The sequence below is a fragment of the Oleiagrimonas citrea genome (assembly GCF_012395255.1).
Taxonomy (GTDB): Bacteria; Pseudomonadota; Gammaproteobacteria; order Xanthomonadales; family Rhodanobacteraceae; genus Oleiagrimonas; species Oleiagrimonas citrea.
The window spans coordinates 321,731-336,337 of sequence record NZ_JAAZQD010000003.1 but is presented as its reverse complement, the minus strand read 5'-3'; the positions used below and the strand labels follow the sequence as shown (position 1 = coordinate 336,337).

The following is a 14,607-nucleotide window of genomic DNA, read 5'->3' as shown; positions in this document are numbered from 1 at the left end:
TGAATACTCGAAATCAGATCTGCATCTGCATGATCTGCTGATAGGCGCTCACCAGCCGATTACGCACCTGCACGGCGAACTGCAGACTCATCTGCGCCTGTTCCATGACCATCATTGCTTCGTGCACGGGGATGTCCTTGCCGGCAGCCATGGCGCGCAGCACCTCGTCGGAGGCATTGATCTTCGTGTTCAAGCTGTGCAGTCCGTCGCCCAGCATCTTGTCGAATCCGACCTCTGGGCTGGCCGCCGAAGTGGTCCGTTCCACGCTCAGTGCCCCGGCACCGCCGACGGCGTTCACGGCATCGATCATCATCAGCGTTCTCCCAGGTTGAGTGCGGTCAGCGTCATGTCGTGCAGGACGTTGAAGGCGCGAACATTGGCTTCATAGGCGCGACTGGCAGAGAGCAAGGTGCCCATCTGCGCGACAAGGTCGATCTTCGGATACGCCACCATGCCGTCCGCGTCCGCCATCGGATTGGACGGGTCGTGGACTTTCTTCAGCGCGACGTCCTGCGCATGCAGCGACATCCGGGAGGCGTCTCCCGTATCCAGCACCCGAGAAAAGTCCGGGGCCAGATTGACCTGCATCGCGTGCGCGGAAGTCCCCGGACGCATCGGCACGTCGGACATCGCGATGTTCTGGGTGGCCGCCTGCAATCGAAGCCGTTCGTAATTGAGACCGAACCGGCTGACGGCGTACAACGCATCCATACTCATGCAATCACTCCCCCTTGATGGCCAGTTGCATCAACGCGTAGTGCCTTGAAAGGCCGTTGATCAACGTTCGATACGTGGTGTTGGCGATATTCAGTTGCGCCACCTGATCGTCCAGTCGGACCTGATCCGCGCTGCGGGACGGATCCTTCTCGATACCATCCGTGATCCGTTCGTAGCTCATGCCGGAGAGGGCCTTCCCCGCACCGGCTACATCCCGCGATGCGGCATCGAGCGCATTGAGCGCCTCAGAAAAATCCGTCCGGTATACCTTCGCGCCGGGCACGTCGACGCCCGCGATGTTGGCGCTCGCGGCCCAGGCCTGCGCCTGCGCCATGCCGAGTCCGACACGAACCGCTTCGGTAGTGATGTCCATATGCCCCTCCTTACTGGATAACGAGTTCGCCATGCAGCGCGCCAGCCGCCTTGATCGACTGCAGCACGGTGATGACGTCCCTGGTGGATAGATGCACGGCGCGCAATGCGGAAATCAGATCCGCCACCGTCGCGCCTCCCGGAATCGAGACTTCACGCGCCTCCGGCTGTCCGACATGAATGTGCGTGTCGGGCACCACGGCCGTACCGATCGCACCCGACGGGCGAATGTAGGCTCCATCCGGCTGCGAAACCTGGTAGTGCGTCTGCACGACGATGCGAAGATCGCCCTGCGAGACCGTCACCGCGCCGATACTGACGTCACCGCCGGAAACCACCGTGCCGGTGCGTTCGTTGACGACCACGCGCGCGACCGAATCCGGCGTGACCGGCACAGTCTCGATGGACGCGATGAGTCCGACGACGTTCTTGCGCGGATGATCCAGATGCACCTCGATCTTTCCCGCGTGAATCGCTTCGGCGCGCACACCGGAGACATGCGCATTGATCGAATTGGCGACACGCTCTGCCGTCACGAAGTCCGGCTGATACAGCACGACATCGAGCGATTGACCGTCGCCGTAAAGTCCCAGCGGTGCCGCGCGCTCGATGGTGGCGCCATCGGGCACGCGGCCGACGGTCGGATGATTCTGCTGGTCCCGGCTCCCGAACGAACGCACCAGATAACCACCGACGGAAACCGGACCCTGCGCCAAGGCATAGAGTTTGCCGTCCGGGCCGTTGAGTGAAGTCAACAACAACATGCCCCCACTCAAGCTTCTGGCGTCGCCGAGAGAAGACACCTCGACGTCGATCTTCTGCCCGGACTCGGCGAACGCGGGAAGCGTGGCCGTGACCATCACCGCGGCGACGTTACGCGTGGAAAGGTCCTGCGGACTGATCTTGATTCCATAGTGACTCAGGGCGTTGGCCACGGACTGGCTGGTGACCAGGTTCTTCCGGGAATCGCCGGAACCGGCCAGGCCGATGACGATGCCGTATCCGGTCAGCGCATTGTCTCGCGCGCCCTCGATGCGTGCGATCGCCTTCAATCGCACCGGCCCGCTCGCGCCGAGCGCGGCATTCGCTGCGCCGACCAGCAGTAGCGCAAGAAGAATTGTGCATCGACGCATCACAGCAACCTCAGCCATTTCATGAACCGGTAGATGAAACTCTGCCGCTGCGACGCGGAGACATCGCCGTGTCCCGTGAACTCGATCTTCGCGTCACTGATGCGGTCGGAGGGCAATTCGTTCGTCGCAAGGATGTCTGCTTCGCGCACCAGCCCGGTCAGGGCGATGCGCTGCTTCTCGCCGTTGATCACGACGGTCTGTTCTCCGCGCACATGCAGAATTCCGCCCGGCTCGACCGCCGTCACGCGAACGGCGAGCTGCGCCTGCAGCACACCCGCGCGCGTGGTCTGCCCCTGCCCTGCATCTGAACCGGAGAGTCCGAGACCGTAATCGTGCGTCAGACGATGCGCCTGTAATTGACCGTCGAGCCGAACGCCACTCGCCGCGTTGGTATTCGCGCTGGCGCTGGCCCGGGCCGTCTCGACAATCAGCACGGTCAGCATGTCACCGACTTCATGTGCGCGACGGTCCGCCACCAGACTGCGATACGAATCCGGCTGGATCAGTGAACCCGGCGGCGTATCCGTGCTGGCGCGCTGCTGCGCCCATGCGCCCGACGAAACGAGCAGGAACAGACAGAGCCCGATCCGGACAGATGTTTTGGATTCATTGAACAACTTGGACCACTCCTTGCGATTGCACTCTTGCGCGCACCGGCGCACTGGCGCCGTGCACCAGCACCGGGATCACGTCTCCGTGTCCACCGGAGGCCAGCGCCTGCCCCTTCACTTCCATACGGATGTTGCCCATGGCCAGATGGACCTCCACGCGGGACTGTGCGTCGACCATCGGCACGGCTTCGAAATCGCCCTGAACGACCGGCATGCCCGCCATCACGGCGTGTTTCAGGCGCATATCCGAAAGGCGGCTCATGTTCTGCACCGGAACGCTGTGGATGCGTGCACGATCGAAATCGCCGGTGACCACATCCGATGCGTCCACCTTGGCGTCCGCGGGCATGTCGCCTCGGAAGACCCATCCCGAAGCCGGTGCACGGACTGCGAACCAGATCGTCGCCTGCCCGCGTGCGACGCCATCGACAAGAACCCGCACCGGCACCGCCACACGCGCGCGCGGCCAATGCCCGGAAGGCCGGACTGCACGCAGCGAGACCTTGCCGCGCGGAACGCGCAGAGCCTTCGGCGCACCGATCACGGAGGCATGCGTCGATACCGGCTTCGCCGGCAGCACGGCACGCGCGCTGCGCACCAGGCGCGCCGTCGGCACGGTCTGGTAATGCGCACCGTTCGGGGCAGAGGCATGGACCGAGGTCGCGAGCATCAGCATGGCCAGGAGGTTCGTCAGCATCAGCGGCGCAGGTTGTTGATCGTGTCCAGGATCTGATCCGCAGCCTGGAGCACACGTGCGTTGAGCTGATATGCACGCTGCGCCAGCACCAGCGACGTCATCTCGTGAACCATGTCGACATTGGCCTGCTCCACCATGCCCTGGTGCACCGTCCCGAAACCGGACTGGTTGGGACGCCCGATGCTCGGCTCACCGGAATCGGCGGTGGGCATGAACGCGTTGTTGCCAACCGGCTGCAAGCCCGAATCACTGGGGAACACGGCCAGTTCGATCTGGCCCAGCTCGGTCGGTTCGGTATCGGTACCGAGCGTCGCCATCACGCGCCCGTTCGTGTCGATCTTGACGTCTTTCGCATCCGGCGGAATCTGCAGATCGCTGGAGAGCCGGTTGCCTCCCGCCGTGACCAGGTAGCCCTGGGCGTCGACGTGAAACTGGCCGTCACGGGTGTACAGGCGATCGCCCGCCTCGGTCGTGACCTCGAAGAAGCCCTTCCCCTGCACGGCGAGATCGAGCGGGTTGGAAGTCTGCTTCAACGTGCCGTCGGTGAAGTCCGCGTGCACGGGCAGCGTCTCCGTGCCCTCTCCCGCGGACAGCGCCTGCTGACCGGCCGCGACTTCCTGCGGCGTGATCGCCGCGATGTTCTGGAAGCTGACCCGGGAACGCTTGAATCCCGGCGTCTGCATGTTGGCCATGTTGTTCGAGATCGTGTCGATCTGAGTCTGTTCGCCCTGCAAACCCGAGGCGGCAATGTAAAGAGCATCGATCATGATGAGTCCTACCCCTGTTTTCCGAGTTGGCTGATGCCGGTCTGAAGAACCTGGTCGTATGCCTGCGCGGCGTGCTGCAGGGTCTGCGCGTGGCGCGTCACCTGCATCAGTCGGATCATTTCCTCGCCCGGTTTGACGTTGGCGGCCTCCAGCGCGCCGGCGTGGATCATGCCGTTCCAGTCGACGATCTCGCCGTCGTAGGCATAGAGTCCGTTGCCGACCCCCTGCAGTCGCTCCGGCTGGCCGATCCCGACCATGCGGATGCGGTCGATGACATGACCGGCCTGAACGATTTCGCCGTTGCTACGAATCGAGATCGGGTTTCCATCCGTCTGAATCGGTCCCGACTCGCCGAGCACCGGATGACCCGCTGCATCGGTCAGGATGCCGTTCGCATCGACCTGCAACTGACCGTCGCGGGAAAGCAGGCTCTGCCCCCCCGCATCGACCATGAAGAAGCCGTTTCCCTGCAGCGCCACATCGAGCTGACGCCCGGTCTGTTCGATCGCGCCATCGGAGAGATCGAGCTGCAGGCGCGCCTGGGCCACCCGCTGCGCGAAATCCTGCGTGATGTGCTCGGCGCGATAACCCGGCGTGCGCATGTTGGATATGTTCTGGCTGACTACATCCAGCGCCTCCACGTCACGCGAGAGGGCTCTGGTGATGCCGGAAAGCGTGCTGTCCATGACTTCTCCTTCAAGCCGCCTCGGCAACGTTCGCAGCTACCACGCTGAACGAACGCACCGAGATCGTTGATGAAACTTCGTTGATGCCCACAATCGCCACGTGCGGCAGCGCACGCTGCAGAAGCTTGCGGACCTGACGACGAATCACGCTCTGGCACAGCAGAACCGGGAACAGGTTCTGCGCCATCATCGCGTCCGCCTGCTTGGCGATGTTCGAGAGCAGCGCATCCAGTTGCTTGGCGTCGTTCAGCAGCAGCGCATGGCCTTCGGACGTGCGCGCCGTGCTGATGATCGAGCGCTCGAGCGCCGGATCCAGCGTCAGGACGTGCAACACGCCCTGGTTGTCGCAGAGCTTCTGGCAGATTTCCGGCCCGAGCCGCTCGCGCACGCGCTCGACCAGACCGTCGGGCTGCTTGATCGTCTTCCCGGCATCGGCCAGCACTTCGAGAATGGTCCCGACGTTGCGGATGCTCACGTGCTCGCGTAGCAACTCCTGGAACACCTTCTGGATGTCGCTGTACGACATGACCGCCGGCACCAGTTCGTCCAGCAGCGTGCCCATCTTTTCCCGCACCGGCTGGATCAGACGCTCGGTTTCCGCCCGCGTGAGCAATTCCGGCATCTGGCGTTTGCACACCTCGCCCAGATGGGTCAGCAGCACCGTTTCCGGGTCCACCAGCGTGTATCCCGCACCACGGGCAAACTGCCGCTGCTCCGGACTAATCCACACCGCCGGCAAACCGTAGGCCGGATCCTTCGTCGCTTCGCCTTCCAGCTTCGCCCGCTTGCCGCCCGGGCTGATGGCAAGCAGCGCATCGAGCTGCAGCTGCCCTCGCCCGGTACGGGCGCCCTGCACGTGAATCTCGTAGCTGTCGGTCCCCACGGGGTGATCCTGGCGAATCACTACCTTGGGAAGAACGAAGCCCCAGTCGAGCGCGAACTTCTTGCGGAAATTGGCGATCTGTTCGGACAGCTCGACCGACCGCTCCTCCAACCCACGCATCAGCGCGGCATTGAGGTGCAGTTCTACCGGATTGATGCGGAGCAACGCATAGATGTCTTCCTCGCTTTCCGCTCCGGCAGGTTGTTCGGGAAGGATCTGTTCGGAGACTTCCGCACGCTTTTCGCGCACCGTGAAAATCGCGAGTGCGAGCACACCTGCCAGCACCAGGGCCACCGGAAGGGCCGGCAGACCGGGCAGTACCAGCAAGGCCAGCAGTGCGAGCGCAACGATGAACAGCGTGCGGGAATTGGACAGCACCTGACGCACGACTTCCGTACCCAGCTGCGCATCCGTCGCCGCGCGCGTGATGATGATGCCGGTCGCAACGGCGATGACCAGCGCCGGAATCTGCGTGACGATGCCGTCGCCAACGGTGAGCAACGTGTAACGATGCGCGGCGTCGGCCCAGGTCATGCCGTGTTGCGCCATACCGATGGCAAGACCGCCGACGATGTCGATCAGGATGATGACGATGCCGGCGATGGCGTCGCCCTTGACGAACTTGGTCGCGCCGTCCATCGCACCGTAGAAGCTGGCCTCGCGTTCGATCTTGGCGCGTCGGTCGCGCGCCTCGTATTCGTCGATCAGCCCCATATTCATGTCGGCGTCGATGCTCATCTGCTTGCCGGGCATGCTGTCGAGCGTGAATCGCGCCGCCACTTCGGCCACGCGCTGGGCGCCGTTGGTGACCACCACATACTGGACCACCACGAGAATCAGGAAGACGACGAGGCCGATCACGTAATTGCCGCCTACCACGAATGAGCCGATCGCATGGATCACGCGACCGGCCTCGCCATGGCCGAGAATCAGACGCGTCGCCGAGATGTTCAGCGCCAGCCGGAACAATGTCGTGATGAGCAACAGCGACGGGAACGTGGAAAAACGTAACGGCGTTTCGGTGAAGAAGGTGATCAGGAGCACCAGCAGGGCGGCACTCAGATTCAGGATCAGCAGAAAGTCGAGCAACCCAGGCGGAATGGGCATGAACAGGATGATCAGAATTCCGATCATCGCCAGCACCAAAGCGAGGTCGCGCTTGCTTCCCAGCAATTGTTCGAAAAGATTCTTCATCAGAGGAATCGGCTCCTGTCTCGCGCCATCAACCATCGGTAGACGGGCGCAAGTTGCGTGAAGAGGCTGGCCGGCACCGGCTGATCGATCCCGCACTGCTTGAACAGCGCGCGAGCCAGTTTCGGCGACTGCAGCACCGGCACCCGGTGTCGGGCGGCGTACTCGCGCATGCGGGCCGCGGCACGGTCCGTTCCCTTGGCGAGCACCACGGGAGCAAGCATGGTCTTGGGGCGATAGCGCAACGCCACGGCGAGATGCGTGGGGTTGGTCATCACCACGTCGGCATCGGCCACGCGCTGTATCGAGCGCGAACGCTTGAGCAACTCGGAAACCAGCTTGCGCCGCTTGGACTTGACGGACGGATCACCCTCTCGCTTCTTGATCTCGTCCTTGATGTCACGGCGACTCATGCGCAACTTGCGCACGAACTCCTTGCGCGAGAACAACAGATCGGCGCAGGCCACCGCCAGCAAGATGCCGACGATCCAGATCGAGACGCTCACGAATACGCGATGAAGCGAACGGGGCAGCTCCATCGGACTGACCAATGCATTGGCACTGACCACCACACCCAGCCGATGCAGCGCATACCACGCAAGCGCACACAGCAGCGCGGTCTTCACGACCAGCTTGCCCAGCTCCCAGAGTGTCTTCAGACCGAACAGGCGCTTCATGGCCTGCGCGGGATTCAGGCGCGTGAAATCAGGCTTGATGGGATGCGTGGTGAACACGCCACCGGTCTGCAACACATTCCCTGCCACCGCCGCCACCAGCACCGCCAGGAGCACTGGCGTCAGGGCCTGCCATGCGGGATCGAATGCAGCGCCCACCCAATGCACGAGCGCCTTTCCGAGCTCCGGGGAGTTGCCCGCCAGTAGAATGGATCGGCGCAGAGCCTGGCTCAACGCCAGTGCCACGTTGCCGGCCGCCGCGCTGAACGCAAAGCAGAACGCCACCATCACGATGGCACTGCCAAGGTCGGTGCTGCGCGGCACCTGCCCTTTCTTTCTCGCCTCCTGCAACCGGTACGGCGTCGGCTCTTCGGTACGATCCTGCTCCTGCTCTGCCATGACTACGGCCTCGCATCCAGGCCAAGCGTGGTGAACGCATCACCGAACATCCGCCCGATCCATTGCGGAGCGAATTTCAGAACGATGGCCAGCAACAGGAATGCCGCGGCCACTTTCAGAGGCAGCGCCAAAAAGTAGATGTTGGCCTGCGGCATGGAACGACTGACGAAGGCGACGGCCGCATCCACCGCGAACAAACCGAGAATCACCGGCGCCGACACCGAAAGCCCCAGCAGGAACTGCCGCCCCAGCAGGGACAGAAATAGCGTGGGCGTCACCGACATGCCGGCGGCGCCCAACGGAACCAGCTTCATCGAGGCATAGAAGCCATTCAGAAGCAGCAGGTGGAAGCCCAGCGCGAAGAAGATCAGCGTGACCACCCACTGCATCGCCGTGCCGGCCATGGCCTCCGCCGACGGATTCGAGGGATTCAGGATCGTCATGGCGGACACGCCCGACTGCACATCGATCACGCGAGCCGAAAACCCGACGGCTGCAGCGGGAAGAATCACCGCCAGCGCGAGACCGAAACCGAAGACGAATTCGCCGAGCAGAACGACAAGCAGAGCGACCGGCTGATCCAGCCCAGGAATTCCCGCCTGCACGGGCACGACGATGCCCACGGCGAAAAGCGATGCGATCAGCAGCAGCGTCAGACGCACATACAACGGAACCCACGCCAGCGGCGATGCGGCTTTTACCAGCAGCAACGGCGCGAAACGCGAACCGGCCAGAAGGAAACGAGCGAGGGTCGGGGTCATGTCATCCATGCCTAGATCCCTGCCGCGATATCGATCAGGTGCCGGGCGAAACCGACTACGATGTCGATCATCCATGCGCCGGCGAACAGGAAGACCACCACCACCGTGATGAGCTTGGGGATGAAGGTCAGGGTCATCTCCTGAATCTGCGTGACGACCTGCAGAATGGAGATAATGAGTCCTACAGCCAGCGTGCTCAGCAGGATGGGGGCAGAAACCTTGGCTGCGGTCAGCAGCGTTTCCGCGAGCAGGTGCATTGCGAGATCAGCGTCCATGCCGTGCCTTCCTAGTCTCGCCGCTCCATGCGGGCGGCGAGTCGGTCGAGCACCGCGGCAGGATCCTGGCCCTGCATACTCGGCACACTCTCAAGCACGCCGGCAACAATGAGCACCGCTTCCTGGTTGCGGCCTTCGGCCCTCAGCAGAAGCGCCTTGGCGTAGAGGAAGTTCCGTCCGTTCGGATCGAGGCGCTGCGCTCGACGGATCGCCGCCTCGGCCTCCTCGGTGCGTCCATGAAGCGCATGCACGATAGCGAAGCCACCATGCGTCTCACCGAACGAACGATCCAGCTCGAAAGCCTTTTCGATGCTTCGCTGCGCACCGCCGACGTCACCGGAAAGCAACTGGCACCACGCCAGGGCATGCCAGGTTCCGATATGACCGGGCATCCTCTGTACAGCAAGCTCCAGGGTCTCGATCGCCCTGGGCAGCTCTCCCTGCACCATGTGCAACTGACCGAGGCCGGACAGTGCGCGACCGGCAAAAGCCGGATTGCGCGCCACCTCGCTCAAGGCAGTTTCGGCCACGTCCAGACGCTGATCCCACAGCGCAACTGTTCCCGCAACCAGCATCGCATCGGACTGTCCCGGGTGCGTCGAAAGGCACCGTTCGGCCGCTTCGCGCGCAGTCGAAATCTCGCCCATATCGAAAAGCAGCAAAGCGCGCAGCCCCTGCGCATCCGCCTCGTCGGGGGATGCGCGTAGCACGTTCTCAGTGACCTCGAGCGCCGTATCGAGTTCGCCCTTGCTGTATCGCAACCGCGCTTCGAGCAAACGCACGCTCGAGTCGGTCCGGGAGTCGGAAAGGAGTGGAGACAGGGTCTGCAAAGCCGCCTCGGGATCCCCCATGTGCGACTGCACCAGCGCCAGATCGTGGCGAATGGCCCAGGCATCGGTCCCGGAATCAAGCAGCGACTGCAAAAGAGAGGCCGCGTCCTCAAGCTCTCCGCGAAGCATCGCCACGCGCGCTTCGCGAAAACGGACACCCGGCTGGGATCGCACATGGTCCGGCAGATCGGCCAGGAATCGAATGCATTCCTGCAACACGCCGTCTTGCATGTATGCATCGAGCAGATCACAGATCAACGCGGAGTTTTGCGGATCGTGCTCGTAAAAAGACTTCAATCGCTCGACACGACTCATGACTTCCCTTTCAGCCCAAACCCATCCATCGAGCCATTTGGCTCGAATCAGATCGCTTTAGGTACTGCCCCCTGAGAATGTTCTGGCTGGTATCAGCCGACTTCATCGAAACGCGGCGCTGTTTTTTTGGTATGCGCCACCCCGACTTGATCGAGCCTAAAATGAACTCAGGATAAATGTCAACAGAATTCTTCAGGATGAAGATTTCCGCTTTGGTGCCAATCATCACGCACTTCGCGCGATCGGGAAACGCGCCATTTTCACGGTATAAGAAGGATAAAATATATAATTAAAACAATTTCTTGCAATCAATTCTTCCGGAGCGCCCGAACCATATCCAGGAATCGCTCCGTGCCGATTCGGCCGGATTGCATCGCAGCCTCCACCGCATCCTGAAGCGCGCCGAACTCGGGATCTTCCGAGAGTCGGTCTCCGAACTCCCAGAGAAGAATCTCCCGAATCGCGGCCTGACGAGCACGTGCGACCGACGCAGCATCGTCCAAGTCGACACCCTCGACGGACCGCGCGATCCGTCCACGCAGATCACGCATAGCCTCGCTGTTCGAAGCGCCCTCACCGGCTTTGCTCTCGGCCCCCGACTTCCGCGCAGTCGATGGCCCGGAGCGGGCCACGCCGAGATCACGAAGAAGCTCCGCGGCCGACGCCGCAGGCGGAATTCGATTCGAATTCAACAAGCATTCCTCCGTACTGCTCTGGGCACGGACCTTACCGTACAACATGCAATATCGCGAACACATCCCACCGCCGTGGGGCTCATGGTTCACGCTCACCTTGCATACGGCTCGATGCATAACAATTCGAGCAACCGTTCGGTGTCATGCCTTGCTCAGTGCCGCATCAGCAGCGGAATTTCGGCATGCTCCAGCACGTAGCGCGAGGCTCCACCCACCACCCGCTCACGTAGATGAGAACGCCCGTAGGCTCCCATCACCAGCAGGTCGGCATGCAGCCGCACGGAAGCGTCCAGCAGGACCTCTCCCGCCGAACCCACGTCGGTCGATACACGACTGCGGGACGCCGTGATGCCATGCCGCGCGAGATAGCGACACGGATCGAAACGAGGCAGTCCGCGACCGACTTCGTCCTCGACCACCGCACCATCCAGCACATGCACGGCATCGGCCGCCATCAACAGTCCGCGGGCTGCATGCAGTGCGCGGATGGCTTCCATGCTGCCGTTCCAGCCGATCACCACCCGCGCGAACGGCCATGATGGAAGCCGCCTGCCATCCGGCAGCAACAGGCACGGCACCCCGCATCCCAGCATGGCTTCACCGAGTACGTCGGGCACGCGTTCAGGCGTGACCATGTCACGCTCCAGCACGGCCAGGTCATGCCACGCGCCGAGCTGCCGCAACGTCTGCGCGATACCGGCCTGTGCCGTGCACCAAGCCGCGTCATCCACACCGCGTTCACGGGCGAACTCCGCAAAAGCGCGATCATCGCGACGCTGCGCATCGTCGTCCCACGCGCCCGAACCCAGCACCGGTATCGACATGGACTCCGCAGCATCAAGCTCGCGCCACTCCGGATCGATACGGCAGCCGGTCAGTTCGCCGCCGGTACGCGCCGCCAGTGCGACGGCCACCTCGGCGGCCGCACTCCACGGCGCGGTCGTCGTGACCACCGCGAGGATATCGCTCCCGACGACGCCATCCGGAGACGGCTCCCGACACGCTTCGACCCGCGCCTGCGACTGTGCACGATGCATTCCGTCGGCCTTCAGAGATCCCGCGTGTAGATGACTTGCGTAGCGTCATCCGGGTCCGTGCTGCGGCGGAACCCGAGGAATTCGGCCAACTCGCGCATCGGCTCGTTGTCGGCAGCATCCACGGAAAACATCTGTTTGAATCCGTTGCGGCGCGCCATGTCGATGAGATGGCGCATCAACGCCACGCCGAGCCCTCGATGCTGCCAGTCCTCGGCCACGGTCACCGCGCACTCGCAATGGCGCGAATCGCCGGATGCGGCATAACGGCTGACGCCGACTTCGCGCAACTCACCGTCGTCGTGCACCAGGGCGATGAAGGCCATCGTGTTCGTGTAGTCGACGTTGAGCATCAGATCCAGCAGACGCTCGTCCGGCGTGCGCATCTCACCAAGAAAGCGATAGTGCTTGGCCGCTGGTGAAAGCCGTTCGATAAAGACGCGCTCGCGCTCGCGGTCTTCGGCGCGAATCGGACGGATCAGCACATGATGGCCGTCATGAAGTTCCTCGATCCAGTGATCACCGCTCAACAACGCGGGCGGAAACGGCGTCTTGCCATGATCGGGCGTTGGCCCAGTTTTCAAGTCGGACATGTTGCATGCCTCCTGGATCGCCTCGGAACGCGGCGAACCGTCTAATGCGAGTAACGGAATCAGCCTACGCTGGCAGAAGGGGGCAGATCTTGACCAAGATCAATCCATGCGCATATCGGCGTCGCATACGATGATTCGAGTCAGGATGAACATTTGATCGACATGTATAGGAGGCGGCAGCCATGCGATGGCGCGGTATACATCACGTCGAATTCTCGGTACTCGATTATGAGAATTCGGTCCGCTTCTACGACCGGATGTTCGGCTGGCTCGGCTACCGCAGTTTCTGGACGCTCGACCTCGGTTACCGCTCGACCTACTACATGGCGCGATTCCCGTTCCCGCACAGCTACATTGGCGTGCAGCCGGCGGAATCGGGGCATCGACTGGAGCATGCCGAACGCGCTGTCGGCATCCACCACATCGCACTATGGGCCAAACGCCGAAGCGAAGTAGATGCCTTTCATCGCGACTTCCTGCTGCCGAACGCGATACCCGTGACGGACGCGCCACAGGCCTACCCGATCTACTCGCCCGGCTACTACGCGGTGTTCTTCGACGACCCGATCAACGGCATCCACTGGGAGCTCGCACACACACCGCTGTTGCCGTCTCCCTCGCAGTACCTGGCCTGGCGACGGGCGTTAGCGGAAGCTGCAGAGCAGCATCCGGAGTGGAACCAGTCACCGGAAAAGAAAGCCATGCGCAAACTGCCCGGACGGGGCCGCTCTTCGCGCCGATGACCGGCGCGACCGGCATCGTGCGGACATCCGCCCGTCAGATAAGGCGTCGACCGCCGATCCAGGTTTCCTGCAGGGAAAAATGCTCGTCGAGCACGGCGAAGTCGGCACGGTAGCCAGCGCTGATATGGCCGTGGGTGCGTTCGAAGCCGAGGAAATCGGCGGGGTACGTGGCGGCCATCCGGGCCGCTTCGGCGACCGGCAGGTCGAGCTGCTGCACGCAATTGCGGATGGCGCTGGCCATGTCCAGCGCAGAACCGGCCAGCACGCCGTCGGCGGTGCGGCAGATGCCGTCCTCGGCGGTGATGGTCTCGCCGTTGAGCACGAAGTGCGGATCGTGCGCGCCGACCGGCGGCATGGCATCGGTGACCAGGAACATCTTGCCGGCAGCCTTGGCAGCGATGGCCACGCGCAGGCTGGCCGGATGCACATGGTGACCGTCGACGATCAGGCCGCACCAGCTGTCCGGGTCTTCCAGCGCCGCGCCGACCACGCCGGGCTCGCGGCTGGTGAACGGCGTCATGGCGTTGAACAGGTGGGTGAATCCGCGCACGCCGTTGTCGAGCGCCGCGCGCGTGGTCGCGTAGTCGGCAGCCGTGTGGCCGCCGGCGACGATCACGCCGGCCTCGACCAGGCGACGGATCTTCTCGACTGGCACTTGGTCCGGGGCCAGGGTCAGCACGGTCACGCCCCGCTTGAGCGAGCTGACCAGCGCCAATTCCTCTTCGTCGGGAATGCGGAACTTGTCGGCGTCGTGCACGCCCTTGCGCGCGGGCGCCAGGTACGGACCCTCGATGTGGATGCCGAGCACGCCCGGAACACCCGTTTCGATGGCCTCGTCGACGGCGGCGATGGCCTTGCGCATCACGTCGACGTCGTCGCTGATCAGGGTCGGCAGAAAGCCGGTGGTACCGAAACGCTGGTGCGCCTCGCCGATGGCGCGGATGCCCTCGACCGTGGGCGCTTCGTTGAACAGCACGCCGCCGCCGCCGTTGACTTGGCAATCGATGAAGCCCGGCAGCAGATAGCGTCCTTCCAGATCGTGACGTTCGGCGGCGCGTACGCGGGGGTCGGATGGCAACGCCAGGCCGGCGATGCGATCGTCCTCGACCAGCACGGCACAACCGCTCTGCAGGCCGTGATTGGTAAGGATGCGTCCGTTGATGAAGGCGGTGGTCATGAGGCGTGGATCTCGAACTGGAACGGTGTGGGGAGGGACGGATGCGGGCCGGCG

The 14,607-nt window shown here is 63.2% G+C and carries 19 protein-coding genes; 1 reads left to right on the top strand and 18 read right to left on the bottom strand.

Translation table 11 applies throughout. From position 1 onward, the window contains the following. Nucleotides 1-13: 13 nt before the first annotated feature. From fliE to HF690_RS08580, 17 genes are all read right to left on the bottom strand, one after another. The gene (fliE, locus tag HF690_RS08660) at nucleotides 14-313 is read right to left on the bottom strand and encodes a flagellar hook-basal body complex protein FliE (RefSeq protein ID WP_168609161.1); all 300 of its coding nucleotides are present in this window, start codon (nucleotides 311-313) and stop codon (nucleotides 14-16) included. Then, nucleotides 313-717, bottom strand: a complete 405-nt coding sequence (locus tag HF690_RS08655) for a flagellar basal body rod protein FlgC (RefSeq protein ID WP_168609160.1) — start codon at nucleotides 715-717, stop codon at nucleotides 313-315. Before HF690_RS08655 ends, fliE begins: the two co-directional genes overlap by 1 nt. Before the next feature lie 4 nt (nucleotides 718-721). Next, nucleotides 722-1,090 carry a hypothetical protein gene (locus tag HF690_RS08650; RefSeq protein WP_168609159.1) on the bottom strand — a complete coding sequence of 123 codons (369 nt, stop codon included), beginning with the start codon at nucleotides 1,088-1,090 and terminating at the stop codon, nucleotides 722-724. Between the two features lie 10 nt (nucleotides 1,091-1,100). Further along, on the bottom strand, nucleotides 1,101-2,222 hold the full coding sequence (locus tag HF690_RS08645) for a flagellar basal body P-ring protein FlgI (protein WP_168609158.1): 1,122 nt from the start codon (nucleotides 2,220-2,222) through the stop codon (nucleotides 1,101-1,103). After that, nucleotides 2,222-2,884 carry a flagellar basal body L-ring protein FlgH gene (locus HF690_RS08640; protein ID WP_338042892.1) on the bottom strand — a complete coding sequence of 221 codons (663 nt, stop codon included), beginning with the start codon at nucleotides 2,882-2,884 and terminating at the stop codon, nucleotides 2,222-2,224. The genes HF690_RS08645 and HF690_RS08640 overlap by 1 nt, the downstream gene beginning before the upstream one ends. Further along, the gene (gene flgA, locus HF690_RS08635; RefSeq protein ID WP_168609156.1) at nucleotides 2,829-3,530 is read right to left on the bottom strand and encodes a flagellar basal body P-ring formation chaperone FlgA; all 702 of its coding nucleotides are present in this window, start codon (nucleotides 3,528-3,530) and stop codon (nucleotides 2,829-2,831) included. The genes HF690_RS08640 and flgA overlap by 56 nt, the downstream gene beginning before the upstream one ends. Continuing rightward, nucleotides 3,530-4,297: a flagellar basal-body rod protein FlgG gene (gene flgG, locus HF690_RS08630; protein ID WP_168609155.1), complete on the bottom strand. Its 768-nt coding sequence runs from the start codon at nucleotides 4,295-4,297 to the stop codon at nucleotides 3,530-3,532. Before flgG ends, flgA begins: the two co-directional genes overlap by 1 nt. 8 nt (nucleotides 4,298-4,305) lie before the next feature. Then, nucleotides 4,306-4,983: a flagellar hook-basal body protein gene (locus HF690_RS08625; RefSeq protein WP_168609154.1), complete on the bottom strand. Its 678-nt coding sequence runs from the start codon at nucleotides 4,981-4,983 to the stop codon at nucleotides 4,306-4,308. Between the two features lie 10 nt (nucleotides 4,984-4,993). Continuing rightward, nucleotides 4,994-7,060 carry a flagellar biosynthesis protein FlhA gene (locus HF690_RS08620; RefSeq protein WP_168609153.1) on the bottom strand — a complete coding sequence of 689 codons (2,067 nt, stop codon included), beginning with the start codon at nucleotides 7,058-7,060 and terminating at the stop codon, nucleotides 4,994-4,996. Continuing rightward, nucleotides 7,060-8,130 (bottom strand): EscU/YscU/HrcU family type III secretion system export apparatus switch protein, encoded by a 1,071-nt coding sequence (locus HF690_RS08615; protein WP_168609152.1) that lies wholly within the window; start codon nucleotides 8,128-8,130, stop codon nucleotides 7,060-7,062. The genes HF690_RS08620 and HF690_RS08615 overlap by 1 nt, the downstream gene beginning before the upstream one ends. A gap of 2 nt (nucleotides 8,131-8,132) precedes the next feature. Continuing rightward, entirely contained in the window at nucleotides 8,133-8,900 is a 768-nt protein-coding gene (locus HF690_RS08610; RefSeq protein ID WP_168609151.1) for a flagellar biosynthetic protein FliR, read from the bottom strand. 2 nt (nucleotides 8,901-8,902) lie between these two features. After that, on the bottom strand, nucleotides 8,903-9,166 hold the full coding sequence (locus tag HF690_RS08605; RefSeq protein ID WP_168609150.1) for a flagellar biosynthetic protein FliQ: 264 nt from the start codon (nucleotides 9,164-9,166) through the stop codon (nucleotides 8,903-8,905). A gap of 11 nt (nucleotides 9,167-9,177) precedes the next feature. Beyond that, nucleotides 9,178-10,311, bottom strand: a complete 1,134-nt coding sequence (locus HF690_RS08600; RefSeq protein ID WP_168609149.1) for a tetratricopeptide repeat protein — start codon at nucleotides 10,309-10,311, stop codon at nucleotides 9,178-9,180. A gap of 10 nt (nucleotides 10,312-10,321) precedes the next feature. Beyond that, nucleotides 10,322-10,537 carry a hypothetical protein gene (locus HF690_RS08595; protein WP_168609148.1) on the bottom strand — a complete coding sequence of 72 codons (216 nt, stop codon included), beginning with the start codon at nucleotides 10,535-10,537 and terminating at the stop codon, nucleotides 10,322-10,324. 82 nt (nucleotides 10,538-10,619) lie between these two features. Continuing rightward, entirely contained in the window at nucleotides 10,620-11,003 is a 384-nt protein-coding gene (locus HF690_RS08590; protein WP_205300818.1) for a hypothetical protein, read from the bottom strand. 155 nt (nucleotides 11,004-11,158) lie between these two features. Continuing rightward, nucleotides 11,159-12,043, bottom strand: a complete 885-nt coding sequence (locus HF690_RS08585; protein ID WP_168609146.1) for a universal stress protein — start codon at nucleotides 12,041-12,043, stop codon at nucleotides 11,159-11,161. A gap of 11 nt (nucleotides 12,044-12,054) precedes the next feature. Continuing rightward, nucleotides 12,055-12,633, bottom strand: coding sequence for a GNAT family N-acetyltransferase (locus HF690_RS08580; RefSeq protein ID WP_168609145.1), 579 nt, complete (start codon nucleotides 12,631-12,633; stop codon nucleotides 12,055-12,057). Nucleotides 12,634-12,815: 182 nt separating this feature from the next. On the opposite strand from HF690_RS08580, the gene HF690_RS08575 reads away from it, so the two are divergent. Further along, nucleotides 12,816-13,376: a VOC family protein gene (locus HF690_RS08575; RefSeq protein ID WP_168609144.1), complete on the top strand. Its 561-nt coding sequence runs from the start codon at nucleotides 12,816-12,818 to the stop codon at nucleotides 13,374-13,376. Between the two features lie 34 nt (nucleotides 13,377-13,410). Here the strand turns inward: HF690_RS08575 and nagA are convergent, their stop codons facing one another. Next, nucleotides 13,411-14,553: an N-acetylglucosamine-6-phosphate deacetylase gene (gene nagA / locus HF690_RS08570; RefSeq protein ID WP_168609143.1), complete on the bottom strand. Its 1,143-nt coding sequence runs from the start codon at nucleotides 14,551-14,553 to the stop codon at nucleotides 13,411-13,413. Between the last annotated feature and the right edge of the window lie 54 nt (nucleotides 14,554-14,607).

Bases quoted from the DNA above. Each gene is read 5' to 3' on its own strand.
- fliE (WP_168609161.1), bottom strand. From the start codon at position 313: ATGATGATCGATGCCGTGAACGCCGTCGGCGGTGCCGGGGCACTGAGC.
- HF690_RS08655 (WP_168609160.1), bottom strand. From the start codon at position 717: ATGAGTATGGATGCGTTGTACGCCGTCAGCCGGTTCGGTCTCAATTAC.
- HF690_RS08650 (WP_168609159.1), bottom strand. From the start codon at position 1,090: ATGGACATCACTACCGAAGCGGTTCGTGTCGGACTCGGCATGGCGCAG.
- HF690_RS08645 (WP_168609158.1), bottom strand. From the start codon at position 2,222: ATGCGTCGATGCACAATTCTTCTTGCGCTACTGCTGGTCGGCGCAGCG.
- flgA (WP_168609156.1), bottom strand. From the start codon at position 3,530: ATGCTGACGAACCTCCTGGCCATGCTGATGCTCGCGACCTCGGTCCAT.
- flgG (WP_168609155.1), bottom strand. From the start codon at position 4,297: ATGATCGATGCTCTTTACATTGCCGCCTCGGGTTTGCAGGGCGAACAG.
- HF690_RS08625 (WP_168609154.1), bottom strand. From the start codon at position 4,983: ATGGACAGCACGCTTTCCGGCATCACCAGAGCCCTCTCGCGTGACGTG.
- HF690_RS08620 (WP_168609153.1), bottom strand. From the start codon at position 7,060: ATGAAGAATCTTTTCGAACAATTGCTGGGAAGCAAGCGCGACCTCGCT.
- HF690_RS08615 (WP_168609152.1), bottom strand. From the start codon at position 8,130: ATGGCAGAGCAGGAGCAGGATCGTACCGAAGAGCCGACGCCGTACCGG.
- HF690_RS08610 (WP_168609151.1), bottom strand. From the start codon at position 8,900: ATGGATGACATGACCCCGACCCTCGCTCGTTTCCTTCTGGCCGGTTCG.
- HF690_RS08605 (WP_168609150.1), bottom strand. From the start codon at position 9,166: ATGGACGCTGATCTCGCAATGCACCTGCTCGCGGAAACGCTGCTGACC.
- HF690_RS08600 (WP_168609149.1), bottom strand. From the start codon at position 10,311: ATGAGTCGTGTCGAGCGATTGAAGTCTTTTTACGAGCACGATCCGCAA.
- HF690_RS08595 (WP_168609148.1), bottom strand. From the start codon at position 10,537: ATGATTGGCACCAAAGCGGAAATCTTCATCCTGAAGAATTCTGTTGAC.
- HF690_RS08585 (WP_168609146.1), bottom strand. From the start codon at position 12,043: ATGCATCGTGCACAGTCGCAGGCGCGGGTCGAAGCGTGTCGGGAGCCG.
- HF690_RS08580 (WP_168609145.1), bottom strand. From the start codon at position 12,633: ATGTCCGACTTGAAAACTGGGCCAACGCCCGATCATGGCAAGACGCCG.
- HF690_RS08575 (WP_168609144.1), top strand. From the start codon at position 12,816: ATGCGATGGCGCGGTATACATCACGTCGAATTCTCGGTACTCGATTAT.
- nagA (WP_168609143.1), bottom strand. From the start codon at position 14,553: ATGACCACCGCCTTCATCAACGGACGCATCCTTACCAATCACGGCCTG.